Raw genomic sequence first — 16,434 nt, 5'->3', positions numbered from 1 at the left:
ACGTCAATGGAGGGTCTGGCTCAGCGCAAGGTGGAGCGGACGGTCTTGTCGAACTCGCGGACGTGCTCGGCAGCGCGGGCAGCGACGGCCTCTTCGTCGCCGTCGAGGATCGCCGCGAGCAGATCGATGTGCTCGCGGATATGGGTGACGAGATCCGGGATTCCCGGGATGACGAGGCACCAGATGCGGGTGGCCAGGTCATCGAGGCGGATGAGCGTCTCCGACAGGTGCGGATTGTCCACGGAGCTGTAGATGAGTCGGTGGACCTCGAGGTCGCGCTCCATGAGGGTGCGCTGCTCATCGGTCGATTCCAATGCCTTGAGGTCGGCGATCGCGGACGTGAACTCCTGGCGCCGCTCCGGGGTGAGGTTGTGTGCCGCGCGCCTGGCGGCGATCGGCTCGAGGGCCTCCCGCATCTCGGAGATCGTCGACAGGTCGGTGAGGTCGACATTGGTGGCGAAGGTGCCGCGCCGCGGATAGGACACGACGAGGTGGTCGCGCTCGAGCCGTTTGAGAGCCTCGCGGATCGGCGTGCGGCCGACCTCGAGCTCGGCGCTCAGTGCCGCCTCGTTGATCGGATCACCAGGAGCGATGTCGAGCATGATGAGTCGGTGCCGCAGGATCTCATAGGCGTGATTCGCCAAGGACGTCGTCGGCGACGTCGCGTCGGCGGATGTGCTCATGAGAAGACTCCTCATAATCTCTGCGTCAGATGTATTGCGTCGGCTGGAATTCTCTGCCTACACTACAGGAACGCATCTGATATATTAGTTGCCGATCAGCCGGGGCGGCCGATCGGCAACAGGTCGAAGGAGATCCATGACAGAGCAACTCGCACACCCCGTCGAAGCCGGCATGACCGGTGCCCCGACAGGCGCTTCCACCGGGACCTTCCCCAGCCGCGAACCCGTCGAGCTGTGCACCTCGATCGCCGAACTCGATCCGCAGATCGCCGGATTCATCGACGCCGAACTGGCCCGGCAGCGCGAGGGCCTGGAGATGATCGCCTCGGAGAACCACACCGCCTCGGCAGTCATGGAAGCTCAAGGGTCGGTGCTCACGAACAAGTACGCCGAGGGCTACCCGGGACGCCGCTACTACGGCGGCTGCGAACACGTCGACGAGATCGAACGCATCGCCATCGACCGCGTCAAGGCACTCTTCGGCGCCGCATACGCAAACGTGCAGCCGCACTCCGGCGCCCAGGCCAACGCCTCGGTCATGCACGCACTCATCCGTCCCGGCGATACCGTCCTCGGCCTCAACCTCGCCCACGGCGGCCACCTCACCCACGGGATGAAGATCAACTTCTCCGGCCGCCTCTACTCGATCGTCCCCTACGGCCTCGATGCCGAGACCGGACGCGTCGACATGGCCGAGGTCGAACGCCTCGCCCGCGAGCACCAGCCGAAGCTCATCGTCGCAGGCTGGTCGGCCTACACCCGACAGCTCGACTTCGCCGAGTTCCGTCGCATCGCCGACTCGGTCGGTGCCTACCTCATGGTCGACATGGCCCACTTCGCCGGTCTCGTCGCCGCAGGACTCCACCCCTCACCGGTCCCGCACGCCCACGTCGTGTCGTCGACGACGCATAAGACCCTCGGCGGCCCCCGCGGAGGCATCATCCTCACCAATGACGCGGACATCGCGAAGAAGATCAACTCCGCCGTCTTCCCCGGACAGCAGGGCGGACCCCTCGAGCACGTCATCGCCGGCAAGGCCGTGGCCTTCGGCCTGGCCGCCACCGACACCTTCGTCGACAAGCAGAAGCGGACCCTGGCCGGGGCGTGCGAACTCGCCCGCCGCCTGACCGAGGACGACGTCGCCGAACGCGGAATCTCCGTCCTCACCGGCGGCACCGACGTCCACCTCGTCCTCGTCGATCTGCGCAACTCGATCCTCGACGGAACCCAGGCCGAAGATCTGCTCGCCCAGATCGGCATCACCGTCAACCGCAACGCCGTTCCCGACGACCCCAGGCCGCCGATGGTCACCTCCGGTCTGCGGATCGGCACCCCGGCGCTCGCCAGCCGCGGATTCGGCAGCGAAGCATTCGCCGAGGCGGCCGACATCATCGCCGAGGTGCTCAAGGCCGGCACGGACGAGAACGGCGCGAGCCCGGAGATCATCGCCGAACTGAGCGAACGCGTCACCCGACTGGCAAACGACCACCCCCTGTACCCCACCCTCACCGAGATCGGAGCACGCTGATGGCTGACCAGCTTCCCGAACACCCCGACTTCCTGTGGCGCAACCCGGAGCCGAAGAAGTCCTACGAAGCCGTCATCGTCGGCGGCGGCGGACACGGACTCGCCACCGCCTACTACCTGGCGAAGAACCACGGAATGACGAACATCGCCATTCTCGAGAGGGGTTGGCTCGCCGGGGGCAACATGGCCCGCAACACGACGATCATCCGCTCGAACTACCTGTGGGACGAGTCCGCCGCGATCTACGAGAAGTCCCTCAAGCTCTGGGAACAGCTGCCCGAAGAGCTCGACTACGACTTCCTCTTCTCCCAGCGCGGAGTGCTCAACCTCGCCCACACCCTCCAGGACGTGCGCGAATCCCAGCGCCGGGTGAACGCGAACAAGCTCAACGGCGTCGACGCCGAATGGCTCGATCCCAAGCAGGTCAAGGAAGTCTGCCCGATCATCAACATCGGCGACGACCTCCGCTACCCCGTGATGGGCGGCACCTATCAGCCGCGCGCCGGCATCGCCAAGCACGACCACGTCGCCTGGGCCTTCGCCCGCAAGGCCGATGAGATGGGCGTCGACATCATTCAGAACTGCGAAGTCACCGGCATCGAACGCATCGGCAATCAGGTCGTAGGTGTCCAGACGAACCGCGGACCGATCGCCACGGAGAAGGTCGCTCTGGCCGTGGCCGGCGACTCCTCGGTGCTTGCCGACATGGCCGGGATCCGCCTGCCGATCCAGACCCACCCGCTGCAGGCGCTGGTCTCCGAACTCTTCGAACCCGTGCACCCGACCGTGGTCATGTCCAACCACGTCCACGTCTACGTCTCCCAGGCCCACAAAGGCGAACTCGTCATGGGCGCCGGCGTCGACTCCTACAACGGCTACGGTCAACGAGGCGGCTTCCACGTCATCGAGGAGCAGCTGGCCGCTGCTGTCGAGCTGTTCCCGATCTTCGCCCGCGCCCATGTGCTGCGCACCTGGGGCGGCAACGTCGACGTCACCCTCGATGCCTCACCGATCGTGTCGAAGACGGAAGTCCAAGGACTCTACGCCAACTGCGGCTGGGGCACCGGCGGCTTCAAGGGAACCCCCGCAGCAGGCTTCACCTACGCCCACACCATCGCGAACGACGAACCCCACCCGCTCAACGCCCCATTCGCCCTCGACCGCTTCGAAACCGGTCACCTCATCGACGAACACGGCGCCGCAGCCGTGGCCCACTGAGCGGAAGGAAAGAGACACCGACATGCTGCTCATCCACTGCCCGAACTGCGGGCCACGCGACGAAACCGAATTCCACTACGGCGGACAGGCGCACGTCCCCTACCCCGAAGACCCGTACGCCCTGACAGACAAAGAATGGGCCGAGTACCTCTTCTACCGTGAGAACAACCGCGGCGCCTTTGCCGAGATGTGGAGCCACAGCGCCGGCTGCCGGAAGTGGTTCAACGCCGTCCGCGACACGGCCACCTACGACTTCACCGCGATCTACCCGATCGGCTCGCCCCGTCCCGACACCCAAGGAGAGGTTCGATGACGAACACCACCCGTCTGCACTCCGCGTCTCGGCTGCCCTCCGCCACCGGCATCGACACCACCCGGCCGGTCGACTTCACCGTCGACGGAGCGACCTACTCGGGCTTCTCCGGCGACACGATCGCCAGTGCGCTCATCGCCGCCGGCCGCATCGACTGCGGCAACTCGACCTACCTGGGACGCGCTCGCGGCATCCTCGGCGCCGGCGTCGAGGAGTCCAACGCGCTTGTGCGCGTGCACTCTCGATTCCCCGGCGACGTCTCCGAATCGATGCTGCCCGCCACCCGCGTCGCCGTCGCCGAAGGGCTCGAGGCTGACTACCTCGCCGGACTCGGCATCCTCGACCCCGGCCAGGACGAACTGACCTACGAACACAAGCACGTGCACACCGACGTCCTCATCGTCGGCGCAGGCCCCGCCGGACTCGCCGCGGCACGGGAAGCCGGCAAGTCCGGTGCGCGCACACTCCTCCTCGACGACCAGTCCCTGCCCGGCGGGTCCCTGCTCGCGGTGGGACCGGCCACGGCCGAAACGATCGACGGCGTCGACGCCCTGGCCTGGGTCGAGTCCACCGTCGCCGGGTTCGCCGAGCACGAAGAGCTCACCTACGTGAAGAACACGACCGTCTTCGGCAGCTACGACTCGAACTACTTCGTCGCCCTCGAAGACCGCACCGACGCCGTCGCCGCTGCCGGTGGCCGCGGAGTGCGCCAGAAGGTCTGGCACATCCGCGCCGGTCAGGTCGTGCTCGCCACCGGTGCACACGAGCGTCCGATCGTCTTCGCCGACAACGACCGTCCCGGCATCATGCTCGCCTCGGCCGTGCGCACATACCTCGGCCGCTACGGTGTGGCCGCCGGTGACAAAGTGGCCGTGGCGACGACGAACGACTCCGCCTACGATCTCGTCACCGACCTCCACGCGGCAGGCATCACCGTCCCCGCGGTCATCGACTCCCGTCCGACCGCCTCGGCGATCGCCGAATCCGTCACCGCAGCCACGGGCACCCGCCTCATCCTCGGCTCTGCCGTCACCGGCACCGCAGGTGACGGACCCGCCGGACGGGTCAGCGCCATCACTGTCGCCGGACTCGATGACGACGGCGTCGCAGCCGAGAACGGTGAGAGCATTGCCGTCGACCTGCTTGCGGTCTCCGGCGGACATTCGCCGGTCATCCACCTGCACGGTCAGCGCAAGGGCACAATCCACTGGAACGTCGACATCGCGGCCTTCGTGCCGACGACGCCCGTGCGCGACCAGTTCACCGTCGGAGCAGTGACCGGGGACTACTCGCTCGAAGCGGCTCTGCGGCAGGGCGCCGAGGCAGGGAACCAGGCGGCGAACCGCACCGGCTTCCCGGCCGCACTCGCCGTCCCCGCGGCCTCGGCGACGGCCTATGCCCCGGCGCGCCCGCTGTGGCTGGTCACCTCGGCGCAGGACGACCACACGAATCTGAGCACGCACTTCATCGACTTCCAACGCGACCAGACCGTCGCCGATGTGCAGCGGGCGATGGGCGCGGGCATGCGCTCGGTCGAGCACATCAAGCGCTACACCTCGATCTCGACGGCGAACGATCAGGGCAAGACCTCAGCGGTCAACGCGATCGGCGCGATCGCCTCGGTGCTGGGGGAAGCCGACGACCTCGGACAGGTCGGGCACACGACCTTCCGGGCCCCCTTCGCCCCGGTGCCTTTCGCGGCACTGGCCGGACGGCGCAAGGGCGAACTCTTCGACCCGGCCCGGGTCACCTCGATCCACCCCTGGCACGTCGCCCACGGTGCCGAGTTCGAAGACGTCGGCCAGTGGAAGCGCCCCTGGTACTACCCGAAGCCGGGTGAGGACATGGAGGCGGCGGTGCTGCGCGAGGGCAAGGCCGTGCGCGAATCCGTCGGCTTCCAGGACGCCTCGACGCTCGGCAAGATCGAGATCCGCGGGAAGGACGCCGGAGAGTTCCTCGGCCAGATCTACACGAACGGCTTCAAGAAGCTGAAGGTCGGCAAGGGCCGGTACGGGCTGATGTGCAAGCCCGACGGAATGATCTTCGACGACGGTGTGACCCTGCGGGTAGCCGAGGACCGCTACTACATGACGACGACCACTGGCGGGGCCGCGACCGTCCTCGAATGGCTCGAGGAATGGCACCAGACCGAATGGCCCGACCTCGACGTCGTCTTCACCTCGGTGACCGAACAGTGGTCGACTGTCGCCGTGGCCGGACCCCGGTCGCGCGATGTCATCGCCAAGATCGCACCGAACCTCGATGTGTCGAACGAGGCCTTCGAGTTCATGGGCTTCCGTGAGACCACCCTGGCGAACGGCATTCCCGCTCGCATCTGCCGGATTTCGTTCTCCGGTGAGCTCGCCTTCGAGATCAACGTCGACACGTTCTACGGGCTGGCCGTGTGGGAGGCCGTCGCCGAGGCGGGGGCCGAGTTCGACATCACCCCGTACGGCACTGAGGTCATGCACGTGCTGCGTGCCGAGAAGGGCTTCATCATCGTCGGACAGGACACCGACGGCACCGTGACCCCGCAGGACGCGGGCATGGAGTGGATCGTCTCGAAGGCCAAGGACTTCATCGGCAAACGCTCCTACTCCCGGGTCGACACGGCCCGCGAGGACCGCAAGCATCTTGTCGGAGTCCTGCCCGTCGACGGCACGACCCGCCTGGCCGAGGGCGCCCAGCTCATTGCGGCGGGCACTCCCGTCACACCGGAGGACGGGCCGGTGCCGATGATCGGGCATGTCACCTCGTCGTATATCTCGCCGAGCCTCGACCGGCCGTTCGGTCTCGCACTCGTCGAGAACGGCCGCAACCGCGAAGGTGAGATCGTCAAGTCTCCCTTCGGCGACATCCTCGTCGACGTCGAGATCACCTCGCCCGTCTTCTACGATCCGGAAGGAAACCGCCGCGATGGCTGACACCACCTATTCCACCCCTGCGACGGCACAGTCCCCCTCGACCGCTGAGACTCAGGCCGCCCACACGGGCACCGGGTCGAGCGGACTCGATGATCTGCGTGTCTCGCCGGCCGCGCACCTGGCCGGGCTGATGTCCGAGGCGAGTGCCGCCGGCGGCCGCAGCGTCGGCCTGCGCGAACTGCCCTTCACGGTGCAGATCGGACTGCGCGCACAGCCTGACTCCGCGTCGTGGACGTCACTCGAGGACACGTTCGGTCTCAGCCTGCCGCGCACCGTTGGCGAAGTCACCGGTGATCCGGCAGCTCAGCACGTGCTGTGGCTGAGCCCCGACGAATTCCTCGCCGTCGACGTCTCCCGCTGCCAGCAGCCCGGTGAGACGATCGTCGCGGAGGCGGGACTCGAGGGACTGCCCGGACAGGCCGTCGATCTCTCGGCCAACCGGACGATCCTCGAACTGACGGGGAAGAAAGCCCGCGAAGTGCTCGAGAAGAGCTGCCGCGCCGATCTCCACCCTCGCGCCTTCGGCATCGGATCCGCGATCGTCACGGCGCTGGGTCCCGTGCCGGTGATCCTCCACCACAGCGGTGAGGACACCTACCGTGTCTACCCGCGGGCGAGCTTCGCGGACTTCACGGTCCGTTGGCTGCTCGACGGAATGGCGGAATTCCTCGCTGACGGGCAGATGCCCGAAGGTGAAGCCGAGGGAGCCGGCTGATGAGCCTCGGGGTCCTGGATCTGTTCTCGATCGGCATCGGACCCTCGTCCTCGCACACGGTGGGCCCGATGCGGGCGGCGGTGCGCTTCGTCGATGAGCTCGCCGAGGCGGGTCTGCTCGAGCGTGTCGATGCGGTCCGCGTCGGACTCTTCGGCTCCCTCGGTGCCACGGGCATCGGGCACGGTTCGGACTTCGCCGTGCTCGCGGGGCTCAGCGGGAAGGAACCCGAAACGCTCGATACGGATTCCGTGGGCCCGCTGGTCGCGGAGATCCGTGAGGCAGGGTCGCTCCACCTCGGCGGGCGAAACGATGTGCCCTTCGACGTTGCGTCGGATCTCACCCTGCACCTGCGGGAATCCCTTCCCGGCCATCCCAATGGGATGCGCATCAGCGCCGAGGCGGCCGGTGAGCTCATCGAGCGCGAGTACTATTCCGTGGGCGGGGGATTCGTCGTCACCGCCGACGAACTGAACGCGGAGAAGGACGCTGCCGAAGCGATCGACGCAGCCGGGGACGGGCCTGGATCCGGCGGGGGCGGTCCTGGTGCGGCCGGTCGAGACGGGGACGTCATCCCGTTCTCCACGGCCGATGAACTGCTCGAGCAGTGTCGCATCCGCGGGCTGAGCATCGCCGAGCTCATGGCCGTCAACGAACGCGCCCGCCAGACTGATGAGACTCTGCGGGCCAAGCTGCTCGAGATCTGGGCGGTGATGGCCGAATGCGTGCACAACGGCTGCACCCGCACCGAGACGACCCTGCCCGGGGGACTCAAGGTGCGCCGCCGGGCCCCGGAACTGAAGGCGAAGCTCGAAGCCGCGGACTACCGGGCAGCGGGTTCCCTCGACGCCCTCGAATGGGTCAACCTCTATGCACTGGCCGTCAACGAGGAAAATGCCTCGGGCGGGCGGATCGTCACTGCACCGACGAACGGGGCCGCGGGCATCATCCCCGCGGTGCTCCATTACATGGACCGCTTTGTCGTCGGAGCCGGTGATGACGAGGACTCGGTCGGGTCGGCCTGCGACGATGCCGTCGTGACGTTCCTGCTCACCGCCGGGGCGATCGGGATCCTGTTCAAACGCAATGCGTCGATCTCCGGCGCCGAGGTGGGCTGCCAGGGCGAGGTCGGATCGGCCTGTGCGATGGCTGCCGCAGGACTGTGCGCCGTGCTCGGCGGAACTCCCGAACAGGTGGAGAACGCCGCGGAGATCGGACTTGAGCACAACCTCGGGCTGACCTGCGATCCGGTGGGCGGCCTCGTGCAGGTGCCGTGCATCGAACGCAATGCCATCGCCTCGGTGAAGGCGATCAATGCGGCTCGGCTGGCCATGCACGGCGACGGCTCTCACCGGGTGAGTCTCGACCAGGCGATCGAGACCATGCGGCAGACTGGAGCCGATATGAAATCGAAGTACAAGGAGACATCGCGCGGCGGACTCGCCGTCAACGTCGTCGAATGCTGAGCACCAACCAGACCTTGCACCACCCAGACCCCGCCCCACGGACAGGAAGACAAGCACATGCAGGATTACATCTTCACCCTCGAATGCGCCGAGCGCCCCGGAATCACCCACGCCGTGACCGGTGCCCTGCTCACCCACGGCGGGGACATCAAAGAACTCAAACAGTTCGACGACCAGTCGACCCAGCAGCTGTTCCTGCGCATCGACTTCAGCGTCTCCGACGAGCCCGGCAACGGAGTCGAGGCTCTGCGGACCGACTTCGAAGCGATCGGTGAGGAGTTCGGCGCGACCTGGCAGCTGTGGCCGCAGGGGGAGAAGCGGCGGGTGCTCATCATGGTCTCGAAGTTCGAGCACTGCCTCAACGACCTGCTCTTCCGCGCCCGGGTCGGCGAGCTGCCGATCGAGATCGCCGCGGTCGTGTCGAACCATCCCGACCACCGTGAGCTCGTCGAATGGCACCACATTCCCTTCTTCCGGATCCCTGTGACGAAGGAGACGAAGCCCGAGGCCGAGGCGAAGCTGCTCGAACTCGTCGACCGCTTCGAGGTCGACCTCGTGGTGCTCGCCCGCTATATGCAGATCCTCTCCGACGACCTCGCCCGCGAACTCACCGGACGGGCCATCAACATCCACCACTCGTTCCTGCCGTCGTTCAAAGGGGCGAAGCCCTACCACCAGGCGTGGGAGCGCGGAGTGAAGACCGTCGGGGCGACAGCGCACTTCGTCAACAGCGAACTCGACGAGGGGCCGATCATCGCTCAGCAGCTGGTCGAGGTCGACCATGCCTTCACTCCCGAGGACCTCGTGGCCGCCGGCCGCGATGCCGAGTGCAAGGCGCTGTCCAATGCCGTGAAGTGGCACTGCGACGGACGTGTGTTCCTCTCGGGCAAGAGGACCATCGTCCTGCGGTAGGCGTATCCACGGTGCCGAGGGGACGGAGCCCATGAAACCGCCGGAAGCCGCCTCGGCGTGGATAGACTGCTGACTATGAGCGAGACCCAGACCGACATCGGCCCGCGCATCGGCGACCAGGTGTTCGAAGCGCTGCAGGCGAGCATCCTCTCCGGCGATTATCGCAGCGGCGATCGACTGCGGATCCGCCAGCTCGCGGCGTCGCTCGGGACGAGCGTCATGCCCGTACGCGAGTCGCTGGCCCGGCTCGAGGCGGTCGGACTCGTCGAGACCAGTCCGCATCGCGGGGCCGTGGTCAAAGAATTCACCGCCGAGGAGCTGCTGCAGATCTATTCGGTGCGCCGCATCCTCGAGGTCGAAGCAACGGTCCAGGGCGCACAGAAGCTCGATGGGGCGGGACGGGCGCGCCTCGATGAGGAGTTCGCGGCGATGGAGGCGGCTCTCGACTCCGGTGATGTCTCGGAGTATCTCGACCACGACGAAGTGCTGCTCGCGACGATCTATTCCGCCTCGGGCAATCCCGTCCTCGTTGAGACGATCCGGACCCTGTGGCTGCGCTGCCGGGCGTACAAACTCGTCGGTGCCAGGCGGGAGATCGCGGCCGACGCCAAGGCGCCGCTGCTCAAGCACCAGCGCCGACTCATGGATGCCGTCGACGCCGGCGATCCGGGGGCGGCCGCCGAGGCGACCGAAGAGTCCTTCGACGACGCCGTCCGCCGTATTCGTGCCGGGTTGGGCGCCTGAGAGGCGACTGGTCGAGCCGGTCCGCCATATTGCGTTCGTCACTGGGCGCTCCGTCCGCGCTCATTCACCGTGGAGCGGCAGCGCCACTTCGCAGCGTGGCACCGGACCGTCATCGACGTCCGTGTAGACCTCACGTGGTGGACCTGCAGGTCTGAGTCCGAGTCCAGAGGCGCGGAGCCTGATGGCATCGAAGACTCCAAGGATCCTCGGGAACTGCACGTCAGCCCGTGGTAGATGACGATGAGAGAGCCTGCGGCGCCTCCTCGGTCTTCGGCGAGCCCGAAGAGTCGATCCGCGAGGGAGCGGATGACACTGGGCAATTCCTTGGCAGAGGTGTGCCTCGTCGAGGACAGCACAGGAGCTGCGGCCACCGAATGTGTGCCGATGTCGAAACCGGACGTATCGGACTGTTGACCACCGTCGACGGATTCGCAGGCAATGGCATGTCGATGCGGCGCAGCATAGAAATCAGACGTGCTGTCTCGATCTGATGCGGGCTGTATCTGCGAGAGCCAGTCGCCGTTGCGAACTCTCCGATCGTCAGGAGCTCGGACATATCGCCTCCTGACCTCGATTCTGCGAGACAAGGTCCGAGAGAATCGACGGTCGGCGGTTTCATTCAGTCAGGTAGAGCAGTTCGGTCACCCACTTCGACTTATCGGGTTCGTCCGCAGGTTTCGTCAGAAAGTGTTCGGCATGCCCGGTCCATGATTCCCCATCTGACTCAGCAGAAGAGCTGATGGTCACTCCGTTCTGTTCCGCCCAAGCGCGGACCTCCGCCTGAGCAACGGGAATTTCATCGGGAAGTCCGGTGTGGCGTCCAACCAGATAGGTCCCGGGCGGAAGGGCGTCGAAGACGAGTCCCGCAGAGGGATGGACAGACTCGGCGGTGGGAACGCCTACTGTCAGGTCGACGGGATCGGCAGGATCTCCGATATGCCGGTAGATGAAGAGTGGGCCGCCGAGGGGAACTCCGATGTAGGTCATTCTGCTGCGGTCATCGACAGCGATGTTGAGTGCCATGGTGGATCGTCATATCTGGTCATGATGGGCGGTGGATTCCACCCGTTTCCACTCAAGAGCTTCCCCTGGAGCAAGGTCAAGACCGCAAGCAAAGCAGGTTCGGAAACTGCATTAAAGATGATGGATCAAACACTTGCGAAGAATGTGATCACATTCTGGTCTGAGTGCAGATGGCCAGCGTGAAAGCGCGCGGACGCTCAGAGAAGAGGGGGTGCTCCCCGTGAAAGAAGCCGTCATCGTCAGCGGCGGAATCGCCGGACTGAAGGGATGAGATACCAAGATCGGCACGGACCGCTCGAATTGCCGACTCTGTGCGGAGGGTGTTCGACGCTGACGTGAGCGGTCGGTGAGGCTGTGGGGGCGCGGAAACTCACTCTGAGACGACGCGGTAGGTCTCCATCCGTGAATCCTGGGCTCCGCGGACGTATCCGGACGGCGCCTCGGCGGTCATCCGCAGGAACGTCACGGTCTCCTCGCTGAGCTCCTCACCGGGAAGGACGTTCGGGATGCCGGGCGGATACGCGGCGAGGGCATCTGCGGACACTCGGCCTACCGCCTCAGCGGCGGGAACGACTTCGGAGGCGGCGAAGAACGCTTCTCCGATCTCGCGCCGCTTCACACACCTGCCGGGCAGGACGATCGGCCGCTCGGGTTCCGACTCTGACCGCGGCAGCGCCTGCAGTGCGGACCAGAAGCGTTCGACGTCGACCGGGGAGGTCGCCCCGACGAGCAGCAGCAGCGCCGAGGGCGTCGCGAGCTCGCAGTAGATCCGATGATCGCGGATGAGCATGTATTGGGCGTCTGATCCGGTGATCCCGGCGCCTCGCGTGTCGATGACGATCTTCAGCGGATCGGCAGCGACAGCATCGCGACCTGCGAGGATGTCCGGAGTCGCATCGCGGAAGCGCACGTCGGCGCGGACTCGGCCCCGGATGTCCTCGGCAGTGGCGATGGCCTCGCTGATAGCGTCGGGATGAGTGACGAGATGCCGCCTGGCTTCATCGAGGGAGGCGAGCAGGAGTGAGCTGCACGAGGTCGACTGATATGACCTGACCACACGGTCGACGAGCGGTTCGAGCCGCTCGGCCAGCCGACCGTGGCCGAGCTGAACCATCGCCGACTGCGTGAGCGAGCCAGCGCCCTTGTGTGTGCTCGAGATGACGAGATCGGCTCCGCAGCGCACGGCGTTGACGGGCAGGTCAGGGTGAAGGCCGAGGTGCGATCCCCACGCCTCATCGACGATGAGAGGGACATCGTGGCGGTGAGCCACCTCCGCGATGGCGGAGATGTCGGCCACCGCCCCGAAATAGCTGGGGGACACAAGGTAGACCGCTGAACTGGAAGGATGCTCGCTCAATGCGTGTTCGACCTGGGCGGGTGTCACCCCGTGGGAGGAGCCGAGGCCGGCATCGACGCGGGGGTGGAGGAAGTGCGGGCGGAGGTCGGCGTGGGTGATGCCGTCGATGACGGAGGAGTGGACGCTGCGCTGGCAGACGAACTCCCGCCCGAGCCCGCGCACAACGGTCGTGGCGATGTGGTTGCCGCCCGAGGCCCCATTCGTCGTGAACCACGTCCGGGACGCACCCCAGGCCTCGGCGGCCAGCGCCTGCGCCTGGTCGATGGGGCGGATGCGCGTGTGGTCGATCATCCGCCAGTTCTCCTGGTCGACTCCGCTGAAGAGCATGGGGAAGTCGATGCCCAGCGCCTCCTCTCCAACGACGTTCCCCAGCCCCGGCGCGTGCTCGCAGCTGCCCTGATGGGCAGGCACGTGGAGACGCAGCCAGTCCTCGTCGGCCAGCCTGCGCAGGGCATCAGCGTACGGGGCCGCGTGATGGCGGGGATCATCCGCGAGTGTGGCCGCTGTGAGCGGGACCGTCTCGGTCGGGGTGCTCGCCGAGGCGGCCGCTGAGTTGTTTGGTCCGGTGACCATGTCATCGTGTGCACGCATGAGTCCCAGAGTAGGGATCGGTGGGGGATGAGAATATAGCAAGATCTCGCACACAGTGACATAGTGGGTATGCCATGATGAATCTTCAGCAGCTCCGCGTCCTGCTTGCGATCCGGGACGAAGGCAGTCTCAATCGAGCCGCCGAGCGGCTCGGGTACGGGGTGCCGACCGTCACCCACCATCTGCGCACCCTCGAATCGCATCTGCGGGTCCGCCTTGTCGACCGGTCGCGGCACGGAACGCGGTTGACAGCCCTGGGGGAGTCCTTCGCCGCCGAGGTCGACTCCGTGCTCGCCGGACTCGACCGGGCCGAACGGATCGTCACCGCCCAGCGCGATGCGGGCGCGGTCACCGTCCGCATCGGGTCGTTCCCGTCGATCGGTTCGCGGCTGCTGCCCGCGGCGATCGCGGAGCTGAGAGCGCGGACTTCGGTGCGGGTCGAGGTCGTCGAGGCCGAGCCGAGTGAGGTCGTGCGGATGCTTCAGGCCGGCGAAGTCCATGCCGGGATCATCTACGACATCCCGGATCTGCCCGAATTCACCGGACCTGACCTGCGGCTGAGCACGCTGCTCGACGAGCCCTACCGGATCATGGTCGCCGCCGACGGCGAGTTGGCGAAACGAGAGATCCTCGACGTCGCGGACATGGCCGACGTCGACTGGATCGTCAGCCGCAATGAGGCCGAAGCCTCGGTGCGGGTGCTTAAGAGGGTCTGTCGTTCACTCGGCCACGAACTCCGGGAGCTCATGCGCAGCGACGATCTGTCGATGATCCACGGTCTCGTGGCCGAAGGGCTCGGCTGCGCATTGAGCACCGAGGCAGCCGTCGACACGGACTTCGCCGTCGTCCTTCGCCCCGCCGTTCAGGACCTCGGGCAGCGTCGGGTCTCTTTCGTTACCCGCACGGGTTCCGTACCCGCGGCGGTCACCTGGTTGCGCGAGAGCCTCGCGGCGGTGGCAGCGGAGCGGGGAACCGCCTCGGCGGGGGAGTGATCCGGGAGGTGCCGGGCGTTTGGCTCAGAGGTCGCCGGAGTCCGGGGTGAGGTCGGATTGGGAGCTCAGCGCCTCGGCGATGGCCTTCGCCTCCCGGCGCAGCAGAGCTACGAGACGTTCGACTCGGGAGCCGGTGACACGGTCGGCGATCGAGGCGATCGACAGGGCCGCACGCGGTCGGGATCCGCGGATGCGCAGCGGAACCGCGACCGCCCACGACCCCTTGGCGAAGAGCCCCGGATTGTGGACGAAGCCGTCGATGCGGGCCTGATCGATGATGTCGCGCAGGTGCGGGACGGAGACCTTCGGATACCTCTCGGCGAGGATCTCGGCGTTGGCCTCGAACTGGGCGTCCACCTCGGCGGGGGAGAGCTCGGAGAGGATCGCCAGCGATCCGGCGCCGATGCCCAAGGGGTGGCGGTCGCCCACGGACAGGGCGTTGTTGAAGATCTCACCGAAACCCTCCTCACGGCGGGCGCAGATCGAATAGCTGCCTGTGCGCAGAGTAAGGAACACGGTGTCCTGACTGAGCTCGGCCAAGCGCATCAGACTCGACTCGGACTCCGTAACCAGGGGGTCCACCGATTTCTGGGCCAGCTGGCCGAGGATCTGCGATTGCACGCCGAGGCGGTACCCGCCCTCTTCGAGGCGTTCGACGTATCCCATGGCGATGAGCGCCTGGAGCATGCGGTGGACGCTGGCCTTCGGGCGGCCGCTGATCGAAGCGAGCTCGGACAGGCTCGCGCCCTCACGGCGTTCGCCGGCGATGAGTCCGACGAGATTGAGCAAGGTCAGTGCGCGTTGGATGCTCTGTGCGCCCGTGCCCGGTTCGAGGCTGTCGACGGCGTGGGCGACATTGAACGAAGCGGACCGACGCAGCAGCCGACCGCGCATCTTGATGCGATATTCCTCGCGGAGATCCTCGTTCGGGTCGGTGCCATTGTGCATGAGACCATTATGGCCCGACGCTGCACTGCCGAGACCGCGGCAGTGGGTCGAACTCCTGATCCACGATGCGAAACGTCGGAATCTCAGGGTGGGAGCCGCCTCGGCGAGGTGGGTCCTAGAATCGGAACGGCCCCACCGGGCGGTGGGGCCGTCGATTTTGAGAGGTGAGTGAGACGTGGCAGAGACCGTCCTCGATATCGTCGATGTGACGTTCCGGCGGGGGCAGACGCAGATCCTCCACGGCATCGACCTGCGCATCGACGCCGGGGAGCACTGGGTGCTCATCGGCCCGAACGGGGCGGGGAAGTCGACCCTGCTGAGCTTCGCCTCGGCGCAGGTGTTCCCGACCTCGGGCACCGTGGATATCCTCGGATCACGCATGGGCCGTGTCGAGCTCGCGGCCCTGCGCCGCCTCATCGGACACGTCAACCCGCGCCACCCGCTGCGCTCGAATCTCACGGTCCGGGAGGTCGTCCTCACGGGGCTGACCGGCACCGTCGAACGTCCCATGCGGTGGGAGCCCTCACCGGAGGATGTTGCGAAGGCCGACGCCCAGATCGCCGAGGTGGGGCTGACGGCCCGTGCCGACGCCGGATGGAAGGTGCTGTCGCAGGGCGAGCGGGGGCGTGCCCTCGTCGCCCGGTCGCTCATCGCCGACCCGCAGCTGCTGCTCTTCGACGAACCGACCACCGGACTGGACGTGGCCGCCCGCGAACAGCTGCTCGAGACCATCGATGCCCTGTCGCTGCGTTCGCCGGACCTGTCGACGCTGCTGGTCACCCACCATCTCGAGGAGATTCCCGAGACCACCACGCACGCCGCACTCATCTCTGACGGGCGGCTGACCGCCGCGGGCCCCATCGCGGAGGTGCTCACCTCCGAGCAGGTCTCCGCCGCCTTCGACCATCCGATCGACGTGGCCTTCGCCGACCGCCGCTGGTCCGCCCGCGCCGTCCGTACGGCCAGTGCGTCAGTCGCGTCGATCGGCTGAGGATCGGCTGGGACGATCACCGCGCATTGCACC

At 66.7% G+C, this 16,434-nt stretch carries 14 protein-coding genes; 10 read left to right on the top strand and 4 right to left on the bottom strand.

Annotated features, from left to right (window positions below; all coding sequences use genetic code 11):
• Window positions 1–20: 20 nt before the first annotated feature.
• Complete coding sequence (locus tag BLU88_RS02080) at window positions 21–683, bottom strand: GntR family transcriptional regulator (protein ID WP_092009585.1); 663 nt, start codon at window positions 681–683, stop codon at window positions 21–23.
• A gap of 172 nt (window positions 684–855) precedes the next feature.
• Between BLU88_RS02080 and glyA the strand changes: the two genes are divergently transcribed.
• The 8 genes from glyA to BLU88_RS02040 all read left to right on the top strand — a co-directional run bounded on the left by glyA (window position 856) and on the right by BLU88_RS02040 (window position 10,499).
• Window positions 856–2,211, top strand: coding sequence for a serine hydroxymethyltransferase (gene glyA / locus BLU88_RS02075; RefSeq protein WP_092017055.1), 1,356 nt, complete (start codon window positions 856–858; stop codon window positions 2,209–2,211).
• Window positions 2,211–3,428 carry a sarcosine oxidase subunit beta family protein gene (locus BLU88_RS02070; RefSeq protein ID WP_092009583.1) on the top strand — a complete coding sequence of 406 codons (1,218 nt, stop codon included), beginning with the start codon at window positions 2,211–2,213 and terminating at the stop codon, window positions 3,426–3,428. The genes glyA and BLU88_RS02070 overlap by 1 nt, the downstream gene beginning before the upstream one ends.
• Window positions 3,429–3,450: 22 nt before the next feature.
• Complete coding sequence (locus BLU88_RS02065) at window positions 3,451–3,741, top strand: sarcosine oxidase subunit delta (protein ID WP_092009581.1); 291 nt, start codon at window positions 3,451–3,453, stop codon at window positions 3,739–3,741.
• A complete protein-coding gene (locus BLU88_RS02060; protein WP_092009579.1) occupies window positions 3,738–6,665 on the top strand; it encodes a 2Fe-2S iron-sulfur cluster-binding protein in 2,928 nt (975 codons plus the stop codon). Before BLU88_RS02065 ends, BLU88_RS02060 begins: the two co-directional genes overlap by 4 nt.
• On the top strand, window positions 6,658–7,380 hold the full coding sequence (locus BLU88_RS02055) for a sarcosine oxidase subunit gamma (RefSeq protein WP_092009577.1): 723 nt from the start codon (window positions 6,658–6,660) through the stop codon (window positions 7,378–7,380). The genes BLU88_RS02060 and BLU88_RS02055 overlap by 8 nt, the downstream gene beginning before the upstream one ends.
• Window positions 7,380–8,843: an L-serine ammonia-lyase gene (locus BLU88_RS02050; protein WP_092009575.1), complete on the top strand. Its 1,464-nt coding sequence runs from the start codon at window positions 7,380–7,382 to the stop codon at window positions 8,841–8,843. The genes BLU88_RS02055 and BLU88_RS02050 overlap by 1 nt, the downstream gene beginning before the upstream one ends.
• 57 nt (window positions 8,844–8,900) lie before the next feature.
• Complete coding sequence (gene purU / locus BLU88_RS02045) at window positions 8,901–9,755, top strand: formyltetrahydrofolate deformylase (RefSeq protein ID WP_092009573.1); 855 nt, start codon at window positions 8,901–8,903, stop codon at window positions 9,753–9,755.
• A 75-nt stretch (window positions 9,756–9,830) separates the two neighbouring features.
• Window positions 9,831–10,499: a GntR family transcriptional regulator gene (locus BLU88_RS02040; protein WP_167356850.1), complete on the top strand. Its 669-nt coding sequence runs from the start codon at window positions 9,831–9,833 to the stop codon at window positions 10,497–10,499.
• A 615-nt stretch (window positions 10,500–11,114) separates the two neighbouring features.
• Here BLU88_RS02040 and BLU88_RS02030 read toward each other — a convergent pair.
• Together BLU88_RS02030 and BLU88_RS02025 are read right to left on the bottom strand one after the other, a co-directional pair.
• Complete coding sequence (locus BLU88_RS02030) at window positions 11,115–11,522, bottom strand: GyrI-like domain-containing protein (protein ID WP_092009571.1); 408 nt, start codon at window positions 11,520–11,522, stop codon at window positions 11,115–11,117.
• A 370-nt stretch (window positions 11,523–11,892) separates the two neighbouring features.
• Complete coding sequence (locus tag BLU88_RS02025; RefSeq protein WP_231939533.1) at window positions 11,893–13,470, bottom strand: aminotransferase class I/II-fold pyridoxal phosphate-dependent enzyme; 1,578 nt, start codon at window positions 13,468–13,470, stop codon at window positions 11,893–11,895.
• A 74-nt stretch (window positions 13,471–13,544) separates the two neighbouring features.
• On the opposite strand from BLU88_RS02025, the gene BLU88_RS02020 reads away from it, so the two are divergent.
• Window positions 13,545–14,462: a LysR family transcriptional regulator gene (locus BLU88_RS02020; RefSeq protein WP_092009570.1), complete on the top strand. Its 918-nt coding sequence runs from the start codon at window positions 13,545–13,547 to the stop codon at window positions 14,460–14,462.
• A gap of 24 nt (window positions 14,463–14,486) precedes the next feature.
• On the opposite strand, the gene BLU88_RS02015 is transcribed toward BLU88_RS02020, so the two are convergent.
• The gene (locus BLU88_RS02015) at window positions 14,487–15,410 is read right to left on the bottom strand and encodes an IclR family transcriptional regulator (protein WP_092009568.1); all 924 of its coding nucleotides are present in this window, start codon (window positions 15,408–15,410) and stop codon (window positions 14,487–14,489) included.
• Between the two features lie 175 nt (window positions 15,411–15,585).
• On the opposite strand from BLU88_RS02015, the gene BLU88_RS02010 reads away from it, so the two are divergent.
• Window positions 15,586–16,401, top strand: coding sequence for an ABC transporter ATP-binding protein (locus BLU88_RS02010; RefSeq protein WP_092009566.1), 816 nt, complete (start codon window positions 15,586–15,588; stop codon window positions 16,399–16,401).
• The last annotated feature ends 33 nt before the right edge of the window (window positions 16,402–16,434 follow it).

Source organism: Brevibacterium siliguriense, assembly GCF_900105315.1.
Classification (GTDB): domain Bacteria; phylum Actinomycetota; class Actinomycetes; order Actinomycetales; family Brevibacteriaceae; genus Brevibacterium; species Brevibacterium siliguriense.
The sequence above is the reverse complement of the archived record's forward strand: the minus strand, read 5'-3'. Positions and strand labels throughout refer to the sequence as shown.

Excerpts from the sequence above, each read along its gene's own strand:
- BLU88_RS02080 (WP_092009585.1), bottom strand. The coding sequence starts at position 683 with ATGAGCACATCCGCCGACGCGACGTCGCCGACGACGTCCTTGGCGAAT.
- glyA (WP_092017055.1), top strand. The coding sequence starts at position 856 with ATGACCGGTGCCCCGACAGGCGCTTCCACCGGGACCTTCCCCAGCCGC.
- BLU88_RS02070 (WP_092009583.1), top strand. The coding sequence starts at position 2,211 with ATGGCTGACCAGCTTCCCGAACACCCCGACTTCCTGTGGCGCAACCCG.
- BLU88_RS02065 (WP_092009581.1), top strand. The coding sequence starts at position 3,451 with ATGCTGCTCATCCACTGCCCGAACTGCGGGCCACGCGACGAAACCGAA.
- BLU88_RS02060 (WP_092009579.1), top strand. The coding sequence starts at position 3,738 with ATGACGAACACCACCCGTCTGCACTCCGCGTCTCGGCTGCCCTCCGCC.
- BLU88_RS02055 (WP_092009577.1), top strand. The coding sequence starts at position 6,658 with ATGGCTGACACCACCTATTCCACCCCTGCGACGGCACAGTCCCCCTCG.
- BLU88_RS02050 (WP_092009575.1), top strand. The coding sequence starts at position 7,380 with ATGAGCCTCGGGGTCCTGGATCTGTTCTCGATCGGCATCGGACCCTCG.
- purU (WP_092009573.1), top strand. The coding sequence starts at position 8,901 with ATGCAGGATTACATCTTCACCCTCGAATGCGCCGAGCGCCCCGGAATC.
- BLU88_RS02040 (WP_167356850.1), top strand. The coding sequence starts at position 9,831 with ATGAGCGAGACCCAGACCGACATCGGCCCGCGCATCGGCGACCAGGTG.
- BLU88_RS02030 (WP_092009571.1), bottom strand. The coding sequence starts at position 11,522 with ATGGCACTCAACATCGCTGTCGATGACCGCAGCAGAATGACCTACATC.
- BLU88_RS02025 (WP_231939533.1), bottom strand. The coding sequence starts at position 13,470 with ATGCGTGCACACGATGACATGGTCACCGGACCAAACAACTCAGCGGCC.
- BLU88_RS02020 (WP_092009570.1), top strand. The coding sequence starts at position 13,545 with ATGATGAATCTTCAGCAGCTCCGCGTCCTGCTTGCGATCCGGGACGAA.
- BLU88_RS02015 (WP_092009568.1), bottom strand. The coding sequence starts at position 15,410 with ATGCACAATGGCACCGACCCGAACGAGGATCTCCGCGAGGAATATCGC.